The 17445-nt window shown below is 62.0% G+C and carries 12 protein-coding genes; 8 read left to right on the top strand and 4 right to left on the bottom strand.

The genetic code is table 11. The annotated features are described in order from the left end of the window. Positions 1–171 precede the first annotated feature (171 nt). From ptsP to rplU, 4 genes are all read left to right on the top strand, one after another. Positions 172–1914 (top strand): phosphoenolpyruvate--protein phosphotransferase, encoded by a 1743-nt coding sequence (gene ptsP, locus K1X71_12190; protein ID MBX7073899.1) that lies wholly within the window; start codon positions 172–174, stop codon positions 1912–1914. After that, on the top strand, positions 1911–2558 hold the full coding sequence (locus tag K1X71_12185; GenBank protein ID MBX7073898.1) for a TIGR03936 family radical SAM-associated protein: 648 nt from the start codon (positions 1911–1913) through the stop codon (positions 2556–2558). Before ptsP ends, K1X71_12185 begins: the two co-directional genes overlap by 4 nt. Before the next feature lie 83 nt (positions 2559–2641). Next, positions 2642–4291 (top strand): Rne/Rng family ribonuclease, encoded by a 1650-nt coding sequence (locus K1X71_12180; protein ID MBX7073897.1) that lies wholly within the window; start codon positions 2642–2644, stop codon positions 4289–4291. A gap of 100 nt (positions 4292–4391) precedes the next feature. Beyond that, positions 4392–4706, top strand: a complete 315-nt coding sequence (gene rplU, locus K1X71_12175) for a 50S ribosomal protein L21 (GenBank protein MBX7073896.1) — start codon at positions 4392–4394, stop codon at positions 4704–4706. A gap of 63 nt (positions 4707–4769) precedes the next feature. Here rplU and aroB read toward each other — a convergent pair whose 3' ends face one another. The 3 genes from aroB to K1X71_12160 form a co-directional block, all read right to left on the bottom strand. Beyond that, complete coding sequence (gene aroB / locus K1X71_12170; protein MBX7073895.1) at positions 4770–5987, bottom strand: 3-dehydroquinate synthase; 1218 nt, start codon at positions 5985–5987, stop codon at positions 4770–4772. Further along, a complete protein-coding gene (locus tag K1X71_12165) occupies positions 5917–6138 on the bottom strand; it encodes a hypothetical protein (protein ID MBX7073894.1) in 222 nt (73 codons plus the stop codon). Before K1X71_12165 ends, aroB begins: the two co-directional genes overlap by 71 nt. A 116-nt stretch (positions 6139–6254) precedes the next feature. Continuing rightward, positions 6255–7223 (bottom strand): serine acetyltransferase, encoded by a 969-nt coding sequence (locus K1X71_12160; protein MBX7073893.1) that lies wholly within the window; start codon positions 7221–7223, stop codon positions 6255–6257. Positions 7224–7772: 549 nt separating this feature from the next. Between K1X71_12160 and K1X71_12155 the strand changes: the two genes are divergently transcribed. The 4 genes from K1X71_12155 (at position 7773) to K1X71_12140 (ending at position 15926) form a co-directional block, all read left to right on the top strand. Next, entirely contained in the window at positions 7773–8858 is a 1086-nt protein-coding gene (locus K1X71_12155) for a LysR family transcriptional regulator (protein MBX7073892.1), read from the top strand. A gap of 83 nt (positions 8859–8941) precedes the next feature. Next, positions 8942–13594, top strand: coding sequence for a glutamate synthase large subunit (gene gltB, locus K1X71_12150; GenBank protein MBX7073891.1), 4653 nt, complete (start codon positions 8942–8944; stop codon positions 13592–13594). A 13-nt stretch (positions 13595–13607) separates the two neighbouring features. Then, positions 13608–15080, top strand: coding sequence for a glutamate synthase subunit beta (locus K1X71_12145; protein MBX7073890.1), 1473 nt, complete (start codon positions 13608–13610; stop codon positions 15078–15080). Between the two features lie 159 nt (positions 15081–15239). Continuing rightward, complete coding sequence (locus tag K1X71_12140) at positions 15240–15926, top strand: zinc metallopeptidase (protein MBX7073889.1); 687 nt, start codon at positions 15240–15242, stop codon at positions 15924–15926. 21 nt (positions 15927–15947) lie between these two features. Here the strand turns inward: K1X71_12140 and K1X71_12135 are convergent, their stop codons facing one another. Further along, entirely contained in the window at positions 15948–17435 is a 1488-nt protein-coding gene (locus tag K1X71_12135; protein MBX7073888.1) for a lipopolysaccharide biosynthesis protein, read from the bottom strand. Positions 17436–17445: the final 10 nt, after the last annotated feature.

Raw genomic sequence — 17445 nt, 5'->3', positions numbered from 1 at the left:
CACGGTGCGCCGCGACCGTATTGATCGAATTCGCTGCCGGTCGTCCCGGCGCCAATGACGTTTGTCGCGGTCGTCTCAAGGAAACCGGCCCTCGCCCCTGAACACGCGGGCCGCGGACCGGACTCCTTGCGACGACAACCGTCGGCGACACGCTGGGACGCCCCGAATTCGATGCTGAGACTACAAGGAATCGCTGTTTCACCCGGCGTCGCCATTGGCGAGGCGCTGGTGATCGACAACGAGGGATTTCGCATCCCCCGGCGGTTCCTTGCGCGCGATGCTGTCGAGGCCGAACTGGAGCGACTCGATCGCGCGATCGCCGCCTCGGCGCTAGAGATCGAACGCAATCGCGACGCCGTGAGCCAGCAACTCGGCAAGCAATACGGCGCCATCTTCGACGCTCATCTGCAAATGCTCCGCGATCCGCGGTTGCGGGCAGAGCTCGATGAGATGATCCGCGAGCGGCATTACTCGCCCGAGTACTCGGTGAGCCGCGCGCTGCGCCGTTACACCAAGGTGTTTGAGTCGCTCGAAAGCAGCTATCTAGCGGAGCGCGCTCACGACATCGCGGACATCGAGAAACGCCTGCTCCGCAATCTGCTGGGCAGAAAGCGCGAAACGATCGCCAGCCTGCAATCGCCGGTGCTGGTGCTGGCCCACAATCTCACGCCCAGCGAAACCGCCAATCTCGATCGGCAGTTTGTCAAAGGCTTCGTCACGGAGATCGGCGGGCCCGGCAGCCACACGGCAATTGTGGCCTGCGCGCTAGAGATTCCGGCCGTCGTCGGCATGGGGCCGTTTTTGGCCGACGTTTCGGGGGGCGACCTGGTCATCATCGACGGCAATCGCGGCGAGGTGATTCTGCAGCCCGACGAAGACGCGCTGCGACAATACCAACAAGAGGCGGAGCAAGGACGCAGCTTTGTCGCCGGCCTCCAGGGGCTCCGCGACCTGCCGGCCGAAACCGCCGACGGCACGCGCATCGATTTGATGGGCAACATCGAGTTCCCCGACGAAGTCGAGCATTGCCTTGATCGCGGCTGCGACGGAATCGGGCTCTATCGCACCGAGTTTTTATATCTGGGGGAAGGCCCCGATCCGGACGAGGAAGCCCACTACCAAGCCTATCTGCGAGTGTTGCGTTCGATGGGCGGCAAGCCGGTGGTCATCCGCACGCTCGATCTGGGCGCCGACAAAGTCAAAGGCGGCACGCCGATAGCCGCCGAGAGCAATCCGTTCTTGGGGCTACGCAGTATCCGAGTTTCATTGCGCAATCTGCCGCTATTTCGCACGCAATTGCGCGCCATCCTGCGGGCCAGCGTCGATGGCAACGTGCGCTTCATGTTTCCCTTGATCACCACGCAACTCGAACTGCGGCAGGCCAAGATGCTATTGGCCGACGTCATGGAGGATTTGGAAGAGCACGGCGTGCCGTTCAATCGGCAGGTGCAGGTGGGCATCATGATCGAGGTGCCCGCGGCCGTGATCCTGATCGACCGCTTCATGGAAGAGGTCGATTTTGTCAGCATAGGCACCAACGACCTGATTCAATACACCTTGGCCGTCGATCGCGACAACAAGGAGGTGGCCAGCCTCTACAACGCCAGCGATCCCGCGGTGCTCAAGCTGCTCGAAACCACGATTCAGTCGGCCAATCGGCACGGCAAATCGGTCAATGTGTGCGGGCAGATGAGCAGCAGCACGACGTACACGATGCTGCTGTTGGGCATGGGACTGCGGCAACTCAGCGTCACACCGGCGGCCGTGCCGCAGGTGAAGAAGGTATGCCGCACGGTGACGATTCCGCAGTGCGAAGCCGTGTATCAGCGCGCGATGCTCTTGGAAAACGCCCGCGACGTGAAGAACTATCTGCGCGAGGAGTTGAAGAAAGTCTTGCCGGAGATTGCCGTTTGACCGCGCCGAGCACCATACAGCGACATCGAGTTCGCATCCGATTTCGCAAAGCAGGCGATCTGCGACTGATCAGCCATCGCGACCTGGTGCGCGCGATGGAACGGCTGTTTCGCCGGGCCGGTCTGAAACTCGGCATGAGCCAGGGGTTTCACCCCAAGCCGCGAATGGTGTTTCCGGCGGCGCTGGCGCTGGGTGTGGTCGGGGCCAACGAGGTGCTCGACTTCGAATTGGCGGAGCCGCTTGGCGCCGCGGAAATCGAGACCCGCTTGACCGCGCACGCGCCGGCCGGGCTCGACATTCTGTCGGTTGAATGCGTGCCTGCGGACGCGAAGAAAACTCGCGTGCGGGCCATGAGCTTCGAAATTGCCGTGCCCGCCGAGCGGCGCGCCGCGGTCGCCGCGCGGTTGGCCGACTTTTTAAGTCAATCCACTTACATTGCCGCTCGCGAAGACGGCAGCCACCCGGTCGATGTGCGGCCGAGCGTGGAAGAATTATCTCTAACCGAGGATCGGTTGCGAATGCGATTACTAGTCAATGATCAAGGAGGGGCTCGTCCCCGCGCGCTGTTGGCGGCGCTGGGCATCGACGACCTGCCACAAGTAGGAATTTATCTCACTCGAACCCAAGTGGAGTTCGCATCATGACAGCCACTCCACAACGTCCGCGCCGCGGAGAGCGCCGGCCGCCTTCGCGCCGCTCGCCAGCCGCCGGCAGCGAAAACAAGGTCCTGAAGAAGGAAATCTTGATCAACGTTTCTCAACCCGAGGAATGTCGGATCGCGATCGTCGAGGACGGCGCGCTCGAAGAGTTGTACATCGAGCGTTCGAGCCAAGACAACTACGTGGGCAACATCTACAAGGGTCGGGTCGTCAATCTCGAGCCCAGCATTCAGGCGGCATTCGTCGATTTTGGCGTGGGGCGCAACGGCTTTTTGCACATCAGCGACGTGGAGCCGCAGTACTTTCGCCAGGGGGGTTACGACCCAGACAAGCCGATCGAACCGGGCGGCCGACGACGACCCAACCGCAATGGCGCCGAGCATGGCGACGACGACGACTTCGATGGCGAGGACGAGGATCAACCCCGCCTGCGCCGGCCGCGCGCCGGCGCTCGGCCGCGCGTGAAGCCGCCGATTCAAGACATTCTGCGGCGCGGCGACGAATTGCTAGTGCAAGTCATCAAGGAAGGCATCGGCACCAAGGGGCCAACCCTTTCGACCTATATCAGCATTCCGGGCCGCTATCTGGTGTTGATGCCCGCCCTGGGGCGGGTGGGCGTGTCGCGCAAGATCGAAGACGACGAAGTGCGCCGCCGACTGCGCGACATCATGCTGGAGCTGAATCCGCCCAAGGGGCTCGGCTTCATCGTGCGGACCGCGGGCACCGACCGAACGCAGAAAGAACTGTCGCGCGATCTGGCGTATTTGGTGCGGCTGTGGAAAGTGCTGGCGCGGCGCGTGCGCAAGCAACCAGCGCCGGTCGCCATCTACGAAGAGAGCGACATGATCATCCGCACCATTCGCGACATCTTCTCAAACGACGTCGACACCATTTACATCGACGAGGAGAGCGCTCATGAACGGGCCAAGGAATTTTTGCAAATGGTGATGCCGCGCTACGTCGATCGCTTGCGCTTTTACGAAGGGCGCGAGCCGCTGTTTCACAAGTACGGCGTCGACGATGAGATCAGTCGAATTCACCGCCGCGCGGTGCCGCTGCCTAGCGGCGGATCGATCGTGATCGACCAGACCGAGGCCCTGGTGGCGATCGACGTCAACAGCGGCAACTTCCGCACCGACGATTCTGCCGAGGAGACCGCGTACCAGGTCAACCTGACCGCCGCCAAGGAAATTGCCCGGCAGCTTCGGCTGCGCGATCTGGGCGGCGTGATTGTCAACGATTTCATCGACATGCGGCACGAACGGCATCGCCGGTCAGTAGAGCGCGCGCTGCGCGACGCCGTGCGCCGCGATCGAGCGCGAACCAAAATTCTGCGGATCAGCCCGTTTGGATTGATCGAGATGACGCGGCAGAGGATTCGCCCCAGTCTCAAACGCAGCGTGTACAAGGAGTGCCCGGGCTGCGAAGGAACGGGACTGGTCAAAACGGCCGAGAGTATGGCGATCGAGGTGATTCGCGCGCTGATGCTGGCCAGCCAACGCCCCGACACGGCCAAGGTGATGGTCACGGTTTGCGACGAGGTGGCCACGTATCTGAACAACCGGAAGCGGCGCGAGCTGGCCCGGCTGGAAGACGAAGGCAACCTGGTGATCCAGATTTTCGGCAAGGAGCATGTGCCGCCGGAGCATCTGGTGATCGACTGCGAAGACCGCAGCGGCCGGCTGAGCAAGTTTCCTTCGTCAGACTCCTCGACCTGAGCCGCCAAAACGGCTAGATTATGGGGCTCACTAGCCGCCCAGCCGCAAAGGCGACCGGCTTTTTATGCGCAACTCACTTAACTGCAATGACTTGAGAGCCATGTACGCGATCATCAAAGACGGCGGCCGCCAGTACAAAGTGGAAGAAGGCCAAGAACTAGACCTCGATTTTCGGGAAGCCGCCGTGGGCGATTCCTTGAAGCTCGGGGATGTGCTGGCCGTCAGCGATGGCTCGAAGCTCACCTTCGGCGCGCCGCTGGTAGGTGGAGCCTCGGTTGCCGCCGAGGTGCTCGGCCTACAGCAGGGCCCCAAGCTCACGGTGCAGAAGTTTCGTCGCCGCAAGGGCTATCATTGCAAGACTGGCCATCGCCAGCTTTACACCCGCGTGAAGATCCAAAAGATCACCACCGGCTAACTATTAACGATTCCAGGCCGCTCTGGGCGCATCGTTCAGAGCGGCCTTTTTTTGCGCGCCGAGCTATGCGGCGCCGTCTTGCAACACGGACCGCACCAGCGACTGATCGATCCGGCCCACCAATTCGACATGCCCCAACCGGGTCGGCAGCACGAATCGCAACTGGCCGAACTCCACCTTCTTGTCACGCGACATCGCGGCCAACATCTCGGACTCCACAATGCCGGGCAACGCAGTCGGCAGCCCCAGTCGCGCGAGCAACTTCTGCTGGCGGCTAGAAAAATCGCTGTCGACGCGCCCCAATCGCTGCGCGAGTTGCGCGGCGCAAATCATGCCGATCGACACCGCCTCGCCGTGCAAAAATTCGCCGTAACCCATAGTCGCTTCGATGGCGTGCGCGAACGTGTGGCCGTAGTTGAGTACGGCTCTTAGCCCGGTCTCTTCGCGTTCATCGCGTTCGACAACGTCTCCTTTGAGACGGCAACTATGGCTGATAGCGTAGCGCAGCGCGGCGGGATCGCGATTGAGCAACAGCTCCGCGTTGCGCTCGAGCCACTCGAAAAAGACGTTGTCGAGGATCACTCCGTACTTCACCACCTCGGCCAGACCGGCGCGAAGCTCGCGATCGGGCAGCGTGGCGAGCGTATCGGTGTCGATCAGCACGCCGATCGGCTGCCAAAACGCCCCGACCATGTTCTTGGCCGAAGGGAGGTTCACCCCCACCTTGCCGCCAACGGCGCTATCGACCATCGCCAACAACGTGGTAGGCACTTGCACAAATGCCAGCCCGCGAGCAAAGGTCGCCGCGACAAAGCCCGCCAAATCGCCGGTCACCCCGCCCCCAACAGCCACCACCACCGACTTGCGATCGGCGCCAAGCTCCAGCATTTTTTGCCACAGGTGATTGGCGACGGGCACACTTTTCGATTCCTCGCCCGGCTCAATCACCAAGAGATCAACGGTTAGCCCGGCGCTGATGAGCCCGGCGGCGACGCGCTCGGCATGCGGACTGTGGACATGCTCGTCGGTGATAATGACGGCATGCGAGGCCTTGCGGCGGGCTGCCACGAAGTCGCCCGCTCGCGACAACGAGCCGGAGCCGATCTCGATGTCGTAGCTCGCGCGACCGAGGGCAACGCGGACCAGTGTGGGGGGCTCGTTCACGGCCGTGGTTCCTGCCGTAGGGGGCAACAGCTCAGCCGGCAATGGCCTAGCTGAATCGGGCAATATCTTCGGCGGTGACGTGGATGCGGCGACAGAAACCGCTGTGCAGTCGCACATATTCCAGGTTGCTGGCCTGTGCTGGGTCGGCGTGCAAACGATTGGCGACGCTCGCCTTTTGCGAGGTGTCCCAGCCATCGTATTCAGGTGGCCAGACGGTGTCGGTTTCGAGGACTAGCGCTTCGCGATAGGGATCGTGCTGGTCGGACATCGGCGATTTCTGCGGTAGCTCGGGGGCATCACGGTTGAGGAATGGCCCTCAAGTATACTGGCCGCAAAAACCTGTGCGAAGTGCCTCCGCGACCAAGTCGGTCTGGCTCATATTTCTCATATTTCAAAGTGGTATTCCGGCGACAGGTCTTCCATATGCTCGGCCCGCATCCGCAGATTGGGCTTTTCCAGCAGCACCGTGGTATGCGGGGCCACGCTGCGGGTGAGCCAGACGTTGGAGCCAATGATGGAGTCGTGCCCAATTACCGTGCCGCCTCCCAAGATTGTGGCGTTGGCGTAGATCACCACATTGTCCTCGATGGTGGGATGCCGCTTCTGGCCGCGCACCAAGTTGCCGTCGCCGTCGGTGGGAAAGCTGAGCGCCCCCAGGGTCACGCCTTGGTAGATCTTCACGCGCTCGCCGATTTCGCAAGTCTGGCCGATGACCACACCGGTGCCGTGATCGATGAAGAAATGATCGCCAATGTGCGCGCCCGGATGGATGTCGATACCGGTCTTGTTGTGCGCCCATTCGGTCATCATGCGTGGAATCAGCGGCACTTGTAGCTGGTACAAGGCATGCGCCAGGCGATAAACCGTGATCGCCTCCAGACCGGGGTAGCAAAAGATGATCTCATCGACATTGCGCACGGCGGGATCGCCGTCGAACGCCGCCTGCACGTCGTGGGCGAGCACACGGCGAATTTCTGGAAGTTGATCCAGAAACAAGAGCGCCTTCTCCTGTCCCAATGCCTCGTAATCGGCATCGTCATCGCACTCATATCGATTGCGGGTCACGCGGGCGTCGTGCCGCAGCGCGCGACCAATTTGATTCGTCAACTTGTCGTGCAGGCCGTCAATCAGGTCGCCGACGTGATAGGTCACATTGCCGAAGTGCAGGTTTTCGCGCCGCCGGTAACCCGGATACATCACCTCCTTGAGGTCCTCGATGATGCCAACCACCACTTGATAATTGGGCAACGGGCACTGGCCCAAATGGTTGATCGAGCCCACCTCGCGATAGGTGTTCACCAGCCGGGCAGTCAGTTCGGGCAACAACTCTTTCAGGCGAAAATCGGAAGCCATGGCAGCGCTCTGGATTGAGGAAGGCCCTGCGACGGTCGAAAGGAGGGCCAGAAATGCGGGGAGCGTCGATCGAGCAGAAGGCGGGGCGCGGGCTAAAGGAGATGCCTCTCCTTAGCCCCAAAGACAAGCGCACCGACAGACGACGGCCAAACGAGATTGGCGAGACCAACAGTGGGATCGATAGACCGCGGCGAGGGGTCGCATGATCGATACAGCCTTGGGATGCAAGCAGTTGCGCGCCGGTTCATCGTAGGCGGCACAATCCGCAGAATCAAGAATGCTGGCTCTGTCTTCGGCCTTGGCAAAAGCCCGAGTTAAGGCCTTTCTGAACCGGCCGGCCCGGCCAATCGCGCCAATCGGCAAACTCTGAGCTAGCGGAATCCAATGGCGACGTTTGCATCGACTTTTCCGGGTTGGTCGGCATGCGATCTAGCCCGATTTTTTGCGATTTGAGGTGCTTGACGACCCGATAGCAGGTCCTTAGCTTAGTATGTTCGATTCAAATACTGCAATCGCCTTCTATCGCGGTTGCTTATTGCCCGGTGAGCCATGCATATCAAGTCTCTCAAGGTGTTTTGCGACGTCGTGCGCCGGCGCAGCTTTTCGCGCGCCGCGGCCGAAAACGGCCTGTCGCAATCGGGCGCCAGCCAGTTGGTGCAGCAGCTTGAGGAACGCCTAGCAGTCAAATTGATTGACCGGTCGAAACGCCCCTTCGTACTTACCCCCGAGGGGGAGGTGTTCTACGACGGTTGCCGCAACCTAGTGGAGCGCTACGACGCACTAGAGGACCGCGTGCGCACGCTGCACGAGGAGGTGGTGGGACGCGTGCGCGTGGCTTCGATCTACTCGGTCGGCTTGCATCATATGAGCCGCTACATCCAAGACTTTTTGAGCCAGCATCCCAAGGCCAATGTGCGGCTCGAATACCTGCATCCGCATCGGGTGTACGAAGCGATTGAGGCCGACAAAGCCGACCTAGGGCTGGTGAGCTACCCTAAGTCGTCGCGAGCAATTAGGGCGATTCATTGGCGCGTGGAACCGATGCTCTTGGTGTGCGCGCCCAAACATGCGCTCGCCGGCCGCCGGCGCGTGGCCTGGCGCGAACTTCATGGCCAGAGTTTTGTCGGTTTCGACAGCGAATTGACGATTCGGCGAGAGATCGATTCGGTGCTGGGGGCGCACGGTGTTGAGACCCAGGTGGCGATGGAGTTCGACAATATCGAAACGATCAAGCGGGCGATCGAAATCGACGCCGGCGTGAGCCTGCTGCCCGCCCCCACCGTCGCGCGCGAAATCGATTCGGGGACGCTGGTCGCCGTGCCGCTGGAAGACAACGAGTTGGTGCGCCCCTTGGGCATCATCTATCGGCGCGGCAAGCAACTGAACAGTACGACGCGGCGCTTCATCGAACTGTTGCAGAGTGAATCAAAGTCGCTGGAGACTCCGCTGGAACCTATGCTCGCCGACGCCGCGAATGCGCCGGAGGTCTCCTCTGCGGCGAATCAGCGAGCGGTGACCGCGCTGGCGGAACAGCGAGCGGCAGACCGATTGGGGGTTGGCGGTCGCGGAGAGACGCCCCCCGGCGAGGCCCACAGCCGAGAACATTGGCTGGTGGCCGGGTCGCCCAACACCTAGCCGCCGGGCCGGCATCGCTTGGAACAGCGATTAGCGGCCGGCGTGCCGACACGCGAAAACATTTGTAGGAAGTGAGTGAATTGATGCACGAATCACGACACCATATTCGTCAGGCCGGCTTGCCACCCAAGCAGGGACTTTACGACCCGGCGCTGGAGCACGACGCTTGCGGGGTCGGCTTCGTGGTCGACATGCACGGCCGGAAGAATCATCAGATCGTGCGCTCCGCGCTCGAAATCCTGGTGAACCTCACCCACCGCGGGGCCTGCGGCTGCGATCCCAACACGGGCGACGGGGCGGGCATCCTCACGCAGATGCCGCACGAGTTTTTCGCCCGTGTGGCCCGCGAACTGCATATCGAACTTCCTGGACCCGGCGATTACACCGTGGGCGCGGTTTTCCTGCCGCGCGACGAAGCCGAACGCCGTTATTGCGAAGAGCGGCTAGCCGCGATCATCGGCGAAGAAGGGCAACGACTGCTGGGTTGGCGCGACGTGCCGGTCGATCAAGCGTCGCTGGGCTGGTTGGCTCGCGAAGTCGAGCCGGTCATTCGCCAGATCGTGATTGCCCGCGGCGATCGCACGCCAGCCGAATACTTCGACTGGAAGCTGTACGTCATTCGCAAGCGCATTGAGCACGTGATTCGCGACAGCGAATTGACGCAGAAGCAATACTTTTACATTCCCAGCCTGTCGTCCAAGGTCATCATCTACAAGGGGCTGCTGCTGGCGGAGCAGGTGGACGGCTTTTATCGCGACCTGGCCGCCGACGACTTCAAGTCGGCGCTGGCGCTGGTGCATCAGCGCTACAGCACCAACACGTTTCCCACCTGGGACTTGGCGCAACCATTCCGCTTCATGTGCCACAACGGCGAGATCAACACCCTGCGCGGCAACGTCAACTGGATGCACGCGCGAGAGAGCATGCTTGCCCACGAGCAATACGGGCCCGACCTGCACAAGGTGCTGCCGATCTGCACACCAGGGGCGAGCGACTCGGCGATTTTCGACAACGTGCTGGAGCTGTTGGTTATCACCGGCCGGCCGCTGCCGCAAGCGATGTCGATGCTGATTCCCGAGCCCTGGGCGGGGCACGAGAGCATGTCGGACGAAAAGAAGGCGTACTACGAGTATCAAGCGTGCCTGATGGAGCCGTGGGACGGCCCCGCCTCGATGGCCTTCACCGACGGCGTGTGCGTGGGCGCGTTGCTCGATCGCAACGGCCTGCGCCCCAGCCGCTACTGGGTCACCAAGGCGGGCGTGGTGATCTTGGGTTCCGAGGCTGGCGTGCTCGACATTCCTCCCGCCGAAGTGGAGTACAAAGGGCGGTTGCAGCCGGGGCGCATGCTCCTGGTCGACATGTCGCAGGGGCGGATCGTGGCGGACGAGGAGATCAAGAACGAGCTTGTAGCGCGACATCCGTATCGTGATTGGATCTGCGGCAACCAAAAAACATTGGCCCAGTTGCCCGAGCCGAGCGAGGTGTCGGGCGATGAATCGCGAGCGTTCTCGGGCAATGGACACGCTGAAAACAGCGCGGCGCAGGGGCGCAACGAGCGACTGGTGAAATTGCAGCGGGCCTTTGGCTATACGCTGGAAGACCTGCGCATTGTGCTGGCGCCGATGGCCATCAATGGCGAGGAACCCATTGGCTCGATGGGCAACGATACGCCGCTGGCGGTGCTCTCGGACCGGCCGCAGTTGCTCTACAGCTACTTCAAGCAACTTTTCGCGCAGGTGACCAATCCGCCGCTCGACGCGATTCGCGAGGAGATCGTCACCTCGCTGATCACGACCATCGGGTCAGAGGGAAACCTGCTGGACGAAACTCCCGATCAATGCGGCCTGTTGCGCTTGGATCAACCGATTTTGACCAATCGCGACCTGGCCAAGGTCAAGGCGCTCGACTCCGGACGGCTCAAGAGTCGCGTGCTGTCAACGCTGTTTCCGGTCGCGGCCGGGGCCACCGGTTTGGAACAGCGGATGCAAGAACTGCGGCAGGAAGCGTCGCAGGCGATTGCCGACGGCGTGACGATCTTGATCCTGTCGGATCGCGGCGTCTCGGCCGATATGGCGCCGATACCGGCGCTGATGGCCACCAGTGGCGTGCATCACCATTTGATTCGCGAGATGGCCCGCACGCGCTGCGGCATCGTGGTCGAGACGGGAGAAGCGCGCGAGGTGCATCATTTTGCGCTGTTAACCGGCTATGGCGCCGGCGCCGTCAATCCGTACCTGGCGTTCGAGACGCTCTATCACATGCAGCGCGAGAAGTACGTTCCCGACGATTTGCCGCGCGAAAAGCTCGAAAAGAACTTTATCAAGGCGGTCGGCAAGGGTCTGCTCAAGGTTATGTCGAAGATGGGCATCTCGACGCAGCAGAGCTATCGCGGCGCGCAGATCTTCGAAGCGGTGGGGCTCAACAGCCGCTTTGTCGACGAGTATTTCACCTGGACTCCCAGCCGCATCCAAGGCATTGGCGTGGAGGAAGTGGCCGCCGAGGCGCTGCGCCGACATGAATACGCCTGGCCGCGCGTCGCGGTGCCGCAAACGCTCGATCTGGATGTGGGCGGCCAATATCAGTGGCGCCGCAAGGGCGAGTCGCACCTGATGAACCCCGACGTGGTCTCCAAGCTGCAAAACTCCACGCGGATCAACAGCCGCGAGCAGTTTCGAGATTTTTGCAAAACAGTCGACGAGCAACAGCGCAAGTTGCTCACCCTGCGGGGCCTGCTCGAATTCAAGCCGACAGATCAATCGGTCCCTGTCGAAGAGGTCGAACCCGCCCAGGAGATCGTCAAGCGGTTTGCCACGGGGGCCATGTCTTACGGGTCGATCTCCAAGGAAGCCCACGAAGCGCTGGCGATCGCCATGAACCGGATTGGCGGCAAGAGCAACACGGGCGAGGGGGGCGAAGATCCCAAGCGCTACGACGCGATGGCCAGCGGCGACTCGATGAACAGCGCCATCAAGCAGGTCGCCAGCGGACGATTTGGCGTCACGAGCTTGTATCTGGTCAACGCTCGGGAACTACAGATCAAAATGGCGCAAGGCGCCAAGCCGGGCGAAGGAGGGCAATTGCCCGGGCACAAGGTCGATAAAGAGATCGCCCGCATTCGCCATAGCACGCCCGGCGTAGGATTGATTTCGCCCCCGCCGCATCACGACATCTACTCCATCGAAGACCTGGCGCAGTTGATTCACGACCTGAAAAACGCGAATCGCGACGCGCGGGTGAGCGTCAAACTGGTGTCCGAGGTCGGTGTGGGCACAGTGGCGGCGGGGGTCTCCAAAGGCAAAGCCGACGTGGTGCTGATCAGCGGCTACGACGGTGGCACCGGCGCCAGCCCGCAAACGTCGATCAAGCACGCCGGCATCCCTTGGGAACTCGGCTTGGCGGAGACGCAGCAGGTGCTGGTGATGAACGATCTGCGCAGCCGGATCGTCGTGCAAACCGATGGACAACTTCGCACGCCGAAAGATATTGCCGTCGCCGCGCTGTTGGGCGCCGAAGAATGGGGCATCGCCACCGGATCGCTGGTGGTGCTCGGCTGCATCATGATGCGCAAGTGCCACCTCAACACCTGTCCGGTGGGCATCGCCACGCAAGATCCCGAGTTGCGAGCGAAGTTCGAGGGCAAGCCAGAGTGGGTGGTCAACTACTTCTTCCTGCTGGCCGAAGAGTTGCGAGAACTGATGGCTAAGCTCGGTTTCCGCACAATCAACGAGATGGTGGGGCGCGTCGATCGGCTCGACACCAAGGCGGCCATCGACCATTGGAAGGCGCGCGGACTCGACTTCACCGCGATTTTGCACAAGCCTGACGTTCCGGCGCACGTCAAAACGTATTGCTGCGAACCGCAAGATCATGGCATCGACAAATCGCTGGATGTGACGGTGCTGCTGGATCGCTGCCGGCCGGCGATCGATCAGAGGCAACCCGTGACGGTCGATCTGCCGATTCGCAATGTGAACCGCACGGTCGGCGCCGTGCTTTCGGGCGAGGTAACCAAACGTCATGGCGCGAAGGGACTGCCAGAAGACACCATTCAGCTCAACCTGCGCGGCAGCGCGGGGCAGAGCCTGGCGGCGTTCGCGGTTCCGGGCGTCACCGTCCGCGTCGAAGGGGATGTCAACGATTACTGCGGCAAGGGACTCTCAGGCGGCAAGATCATTGTGTATCCCCCGCGAGAAAGCACCTTTGCGGCCGAAGACAACATCATCGCGGGCAACGTGGTGCTTTATGGCGCCACGGCCGGCGAGATGTATCTGCGGGGGCAGGCGGGCGAACGATTCTGCGTTCGTAACAGCGGCGCCACCGCCGTCGTGGAGGGGGTGGGAGACCACGGTTGCGAGTACATGACCGGCGGCCGGGCGATCATTCTAGGTCACACGGGGCGCAACTTCGCGGCGGGCATGAGCGGCGGCATCGCCTACGTGCTGGACGAGAGCGGCGACTTCGCCAACCGGGTGAATACCGAAATGGTCGAACTGGAGTCGTTTGTCGACCCTGCGGAGCAAATCGCCGTCCGGGCCTTGATTCGCAAACATGTGGACTACACCGGCAGCGCCCGCGGGCAAAACGTGCTTGACAACTGGGACGAATTGCTCGGCAAGTTCGTCAAGGTCATGCCAATCGATTACAAACGCGCCTTGAATGAGATGAAGAAAGAGAACTCGATGCAGCAGCATGCAACCATGCCGGCCGCCGAATTGCAGGAGGTGAGCCGTGGGTGAAGTTCGCGGATTCATGAAGTACCAGCGCGACCATCACCATAAGGCCCCAGTGGCCGAGCGGCTGAAGCACTTCAACGAATTTCTGGTGGTGCTGGGCGAAGAGGAAATGCGCGCGCAAGGCGCTCGCTGCATGGATTGCGGCGTGCCGTTTTGCCATACCGGCTGCCCGCTGGGCAACATCATTCCTGATTGGAACGACCTGGTATATCGCGGTCACTGGCAAGACGCTTCGGCGCGGCTGCACGCCACGAACAATTTTCCAGAATTCACCGGCCGCGTCTGCCCCGCGCCGTGCGAATCGGCCTGCGTGCTAGGGATCAACGAAGATCCGGTGGCCATCAAGAGCATCGAGATGGCGATCTCGGATCGCGGCTTCGACGAAGGCTGGATCGTGCCCGAGCCGCCCGCGACTCGCACCGGCAAGCGCGTGGCGGTGATTGGCAGCGGTCCGGCGGGCTTGGCCGCGGCCCAGCAACTCAACCGAGCCGGGCACCTGGTCACCGTGTTCGAGCGGGCTGACCGGCCGGGGGGGCTGTTGATGTACGGCATCCCCGATTTCAAGCTGGAGAAGTGGCGCGTATGGCGGCGGGTGGAACAGATGAAGGCCGAAGGGGTGCGGTTTGAGTGCAACGCCCATGTCGGCCGCAATGTGCCGGTCGAGGATCTGCGCCGCGACTACGACGCGATTTTGTTTTGCGTGGGCTCGACCAAGCCACGCGACCTGCCAATTCCGGGCCGCGCGTCGAAGGGGGTTTACTACGCCATGGAGTTTCTGCCGCAGCAGAATCGACGTAACCAAGGAGACACGATCGCGGCGGAAGCTTCGCTCATGGCGACCGGCAAGGACGTCGTCATCATCGGCGGCGGCGACACCGGCAGCGACTGCACCGGCACTTCCAATCGGCACGGCGCGGCGAGCGTGACTCAGTTTGAACTGCTGCCGCGGCCCGATGATCTTGGCGACTTTCCGCGCCGCGAAGAGCGCCCACAAGCGACGCCGTGGCCACAGTGGACCATGATGCTGCGCACCAGCACCTCGCACGAGGAAGGTTGCGACCGCCACTGGAGCATCTTGACCGAGGAGTTCCTGGCCGACGAGCAAGGCAACGTCAAAAGCTTGCGGACTGTCGAAGTCGAGTGGAAGCCCGACGCGCAAGGTCGCCAGCAGATGCACAAGATTGCCGGCAGCGAGAAAGTATGGCCGTGCCAATTGGTGCTGCTGGCGATGGGCTTTTTGGGCCCTGAGCCAGACGGCGCCGTTGCCCAACTGGGGCTGGAACTCGATCAGCGCGGCAACATCCAATGCGATGCCAACTATATGGCGAGCGTGCCCGGCGTCTTTGCCGCCGGCGATGCGCGGCGCGGACAGTCGCTCGTGGTGTGGGCGATTCACGAAGGGCGCGAGGCGGCCCGTGCGGTTGACCACTATCTGATGGGGGTCAGCAACCTTCCCAGCGTGGCGGCGGGGGACTACGCCTACCGCTAGGAATTGTCGATCGGCAGGCGTCGGCCATGTCTTAACTTAACCCTTCTGCCAGTTAAGATTTGCGCCGGGCGCCGAGAACCAGCAGCGGTCCGCTTGCGTACAATACACTCAGCCAGCGCGGGCCATTGAGTTCCCACGCGATCATCGAAGGAAAACGCCATGTTCGTCGGTTACGATCCGCTTTACATGCTGCTAACGGTGCCCGCAGTTCTATTGGCCATGTGGGCGCAAATGCGAGTGAAGAGCGCCTATCATCGGGCATCGCAATTGCCTGCGCCAGTGAGCGGCGCCGTCGCGGCGCGGTACGTGCTCGATTCGGCTGGGCTGCGCGACATCGGCATCGAGCAGGTCCAGGGGTTCATGACCGATCATTACGACCCGAGTCACAAGGTGTTGCGACTGAGCCCCGAGGTGTACCAAGGGCAAACGCTGGCGTCGGTGGGCGTGGCAGCTCATGAGGCGGGCCATGCTTTGCAAGACGCGCACCAGTACGCACCGATGACGATTCGCAACGCGGCCGTGCCGGTGGCGAACCTGGGGAGCAACGCCGCGTTCATCATCTTTTTTGTGGGCTTCATGTTTCATCTGACCACGCTGGTCTATGTCGGAATCGCGCTGTTTTGCGGGGTGGTGTTCTTTCAAGTCGTCAACCTGCCGGTGGAATTCAACGCCAGCACCCGCGCCAAGCAGCAATTGGTGGGGCTGAACATCATCAACCAGCAGCAGTTAGTCGAAGTGAATCGCGTGCTGAACGCCGCCGCGCTGACCTATGTGGCGGGCACGTTGCAAGCGGTGATGACCTTGGTCTACTTCCTCCTCCGCGCCAGCGGTGGCAGCCGCGACTAAGCGTCGCGAAACTGGTGAGGATCAATTGCCCACACGTCGCAACTGTCCTATGGCCCAAGTCACCTGACACCACGCGCAGAGGGCGAATACCGCCACGCCGGCGGGGACTTCGATCGCCAGGATCGCGGCTGGCGGCAACGCCATGATGTGGAGCAGCGCCGTTCGCAGCGCCATCACCACCGCGCCCATCGCCGCCGCCGCCAATAGAATTGGCCACAGCGATTGGAACCAATCTCGCACGTCGACGCCGGCGCTATGCAGGCAAGCCGCCATGTAGGGGCCAAACAAGATCCACATGGCGGCCGCATAACTGGCGGCCAACCCAGTTAGAGGCTGGTGGAAATAGTTGCCGACGAACAAGCCCAAACCATACGCCATGGTCAGCGCCACGGTCATCACCAGCGACGCGATCAGCAGCCGATCCGACTTGCCGACCGAAGACCAAATGCTGCCGGCTGAGTTGATGAAGCCTTGCACCACAATCGCCAGCGCCAGCCACCGCAACAGATCGCCTGCTGGCGCCCATTGCGGGCCGCCGAGCACCAACATGACCTCAGGCGCCGTGATTGCCAGGCCAATGCCGGCGGGAATCAGGATCATGCCCACCAAACGCGTGAAGGCGATCAGCACTTCGCTATAAAGGGCACGATCATGGGCGGCGCGGGCGAGCGCCGGCAACAGCGCGCTGGCCAACGGTGTGGTGACAAGGTACACCGGTTTCATCATCCAGTTGAACGCCTGACTGTAATAACCGGCGGCGACTGGTCCGAGCCACCAGCCCACCAGAATCTTGTCGAGATTCTGCGCCAGCACGAAAAACAAACTTGCCGCGGTGTAGTAGCCGCCAAATCGCAATAAGCCTCGCGCGGCCGAAAGGCTGACCCGCGAGGTTGGTCGCCATGCAGCGAGCCACCAGCAGAGCGCGGTCAATAGCGCCGCCTCGAAATACCAGCCTAAGACCAGCGACCACACCCCCTTGCCGTTCAGTGCCGCCAAGATCGCCGCGGCTCCGCCGACGAGCTGCGCGGCGATTCGCACGCCGGCGAGCGACGCCAAACGCAGCTCTCGCTCCAACAGCGCCTGATGCTGCGCGCCCAGCGCGACCACCAGGGCATGTAGCGACATGACCAGCGTCACCGAAAATACGACTTGCGATTGATAAAACCAAGCCAAGGCGGGCGCCAAGGCGGCAGTGACCAGTGAAACGGCCAGTCCTGCGGCGGCGGTACACCAAAAGAGTGTGGAAAGCTGCTCGCCATCCAACTGCTGTTGTTGCACCGCGCCAATGTTCAGCCCCAGCGTGCTGAAGTTGCGCAGCAACAGCAGGAAAGGGACCACCATCCAAAACAGGCCAAAATCGGCGGGGGTCAGCAACCGATAGAGGAGCCAAAGAATGCCGACCTGGACCAATTGCCCCAGCAGTTGCGCCGCGGCGGTGACGCCGGCGCCAAAGCGCACTCGCCGCTTGAGTTCGCTGCTGGTCGCTATCGTTGGTGGTTGCTCGCTCACACGCGGTCCG

The organism is Pirellulales bacterium (assembly GCA_019694455.1).
In the GTDB taxonomy this organism is placed as follows: domain Bacteria; phylum Planctomycetota; class Planctomycetia; order Pirellulales; family JAEUIK01; genus JAIBBY01.
The sequence above is the reverse complement of the archived record's forward strand: the minus strand, read 5'-3'. Positions and strand labels throughout refer to the sequence as shown.

Bases quoted from the DNA above. Each gene is read 5' to 3' on its own strand.
- gltB (MBX7073891.1), top strand. From the start codon at position 8,942: ATGCACGAATCACGACACCATATTCGTCAGGCCGGCTTGCCACCCAAG.
- K1X71_12145 (MBX7073890.1), top strand. From the start codon at position 13,608: ATGAAGTACCAGCGCGACCATCACCATAAGGCCCCAGTGGCCGAGCGG.
- K1X71_12140 (MBX7073889.1), top strand. From the start codon at position 15,240: ATGTTCGTCGGTTACGATCCGCTTTACATGCTGCTAACGGTGCCCGCA.
- ptsP (MBX7073899.1), top strand. From the start codon at position 172: ATGCTGAGACTACAAGGAATCGCTGTTTCACCCGGCGTCGCCATTGGC.
- K1X71_12160 (MBX7073893.1), bottom strand. From the start codon at position 7,223: ATGGCTTCCGATTTTCGCCTGAAAGAGTTGTTGCCCGAACTGACTGCC.
- rplU (MBX7073896.1), top strand. From the start codon at position 4,392: ATGTACGCGATCATCAAAGACGGCGGCCGCCAGTACAAAGTGGAAGAA.
- K1X71_12165 (MBX7073894.1), bottom strand. From the start codon at position 6,138: ATGTCCGACCAGCACGATCCCTATCGCGAAGCGCTAGTCCTCGAAACC.
- aroB (MBX7073895.1), bottom strand. From the start codon at position 5,987: ATGTGCGACTGCACAGCGGTTTCTGTCGCCGCATCCACGTCACCGCCG.
- K1X71_12155 (MBX7073892.1), top strand. From the start codon at position 7,773: ATGCATATCAAGTCTCTCAAGGTGTTTTGCGACGTCGTGCGCCGGCGC.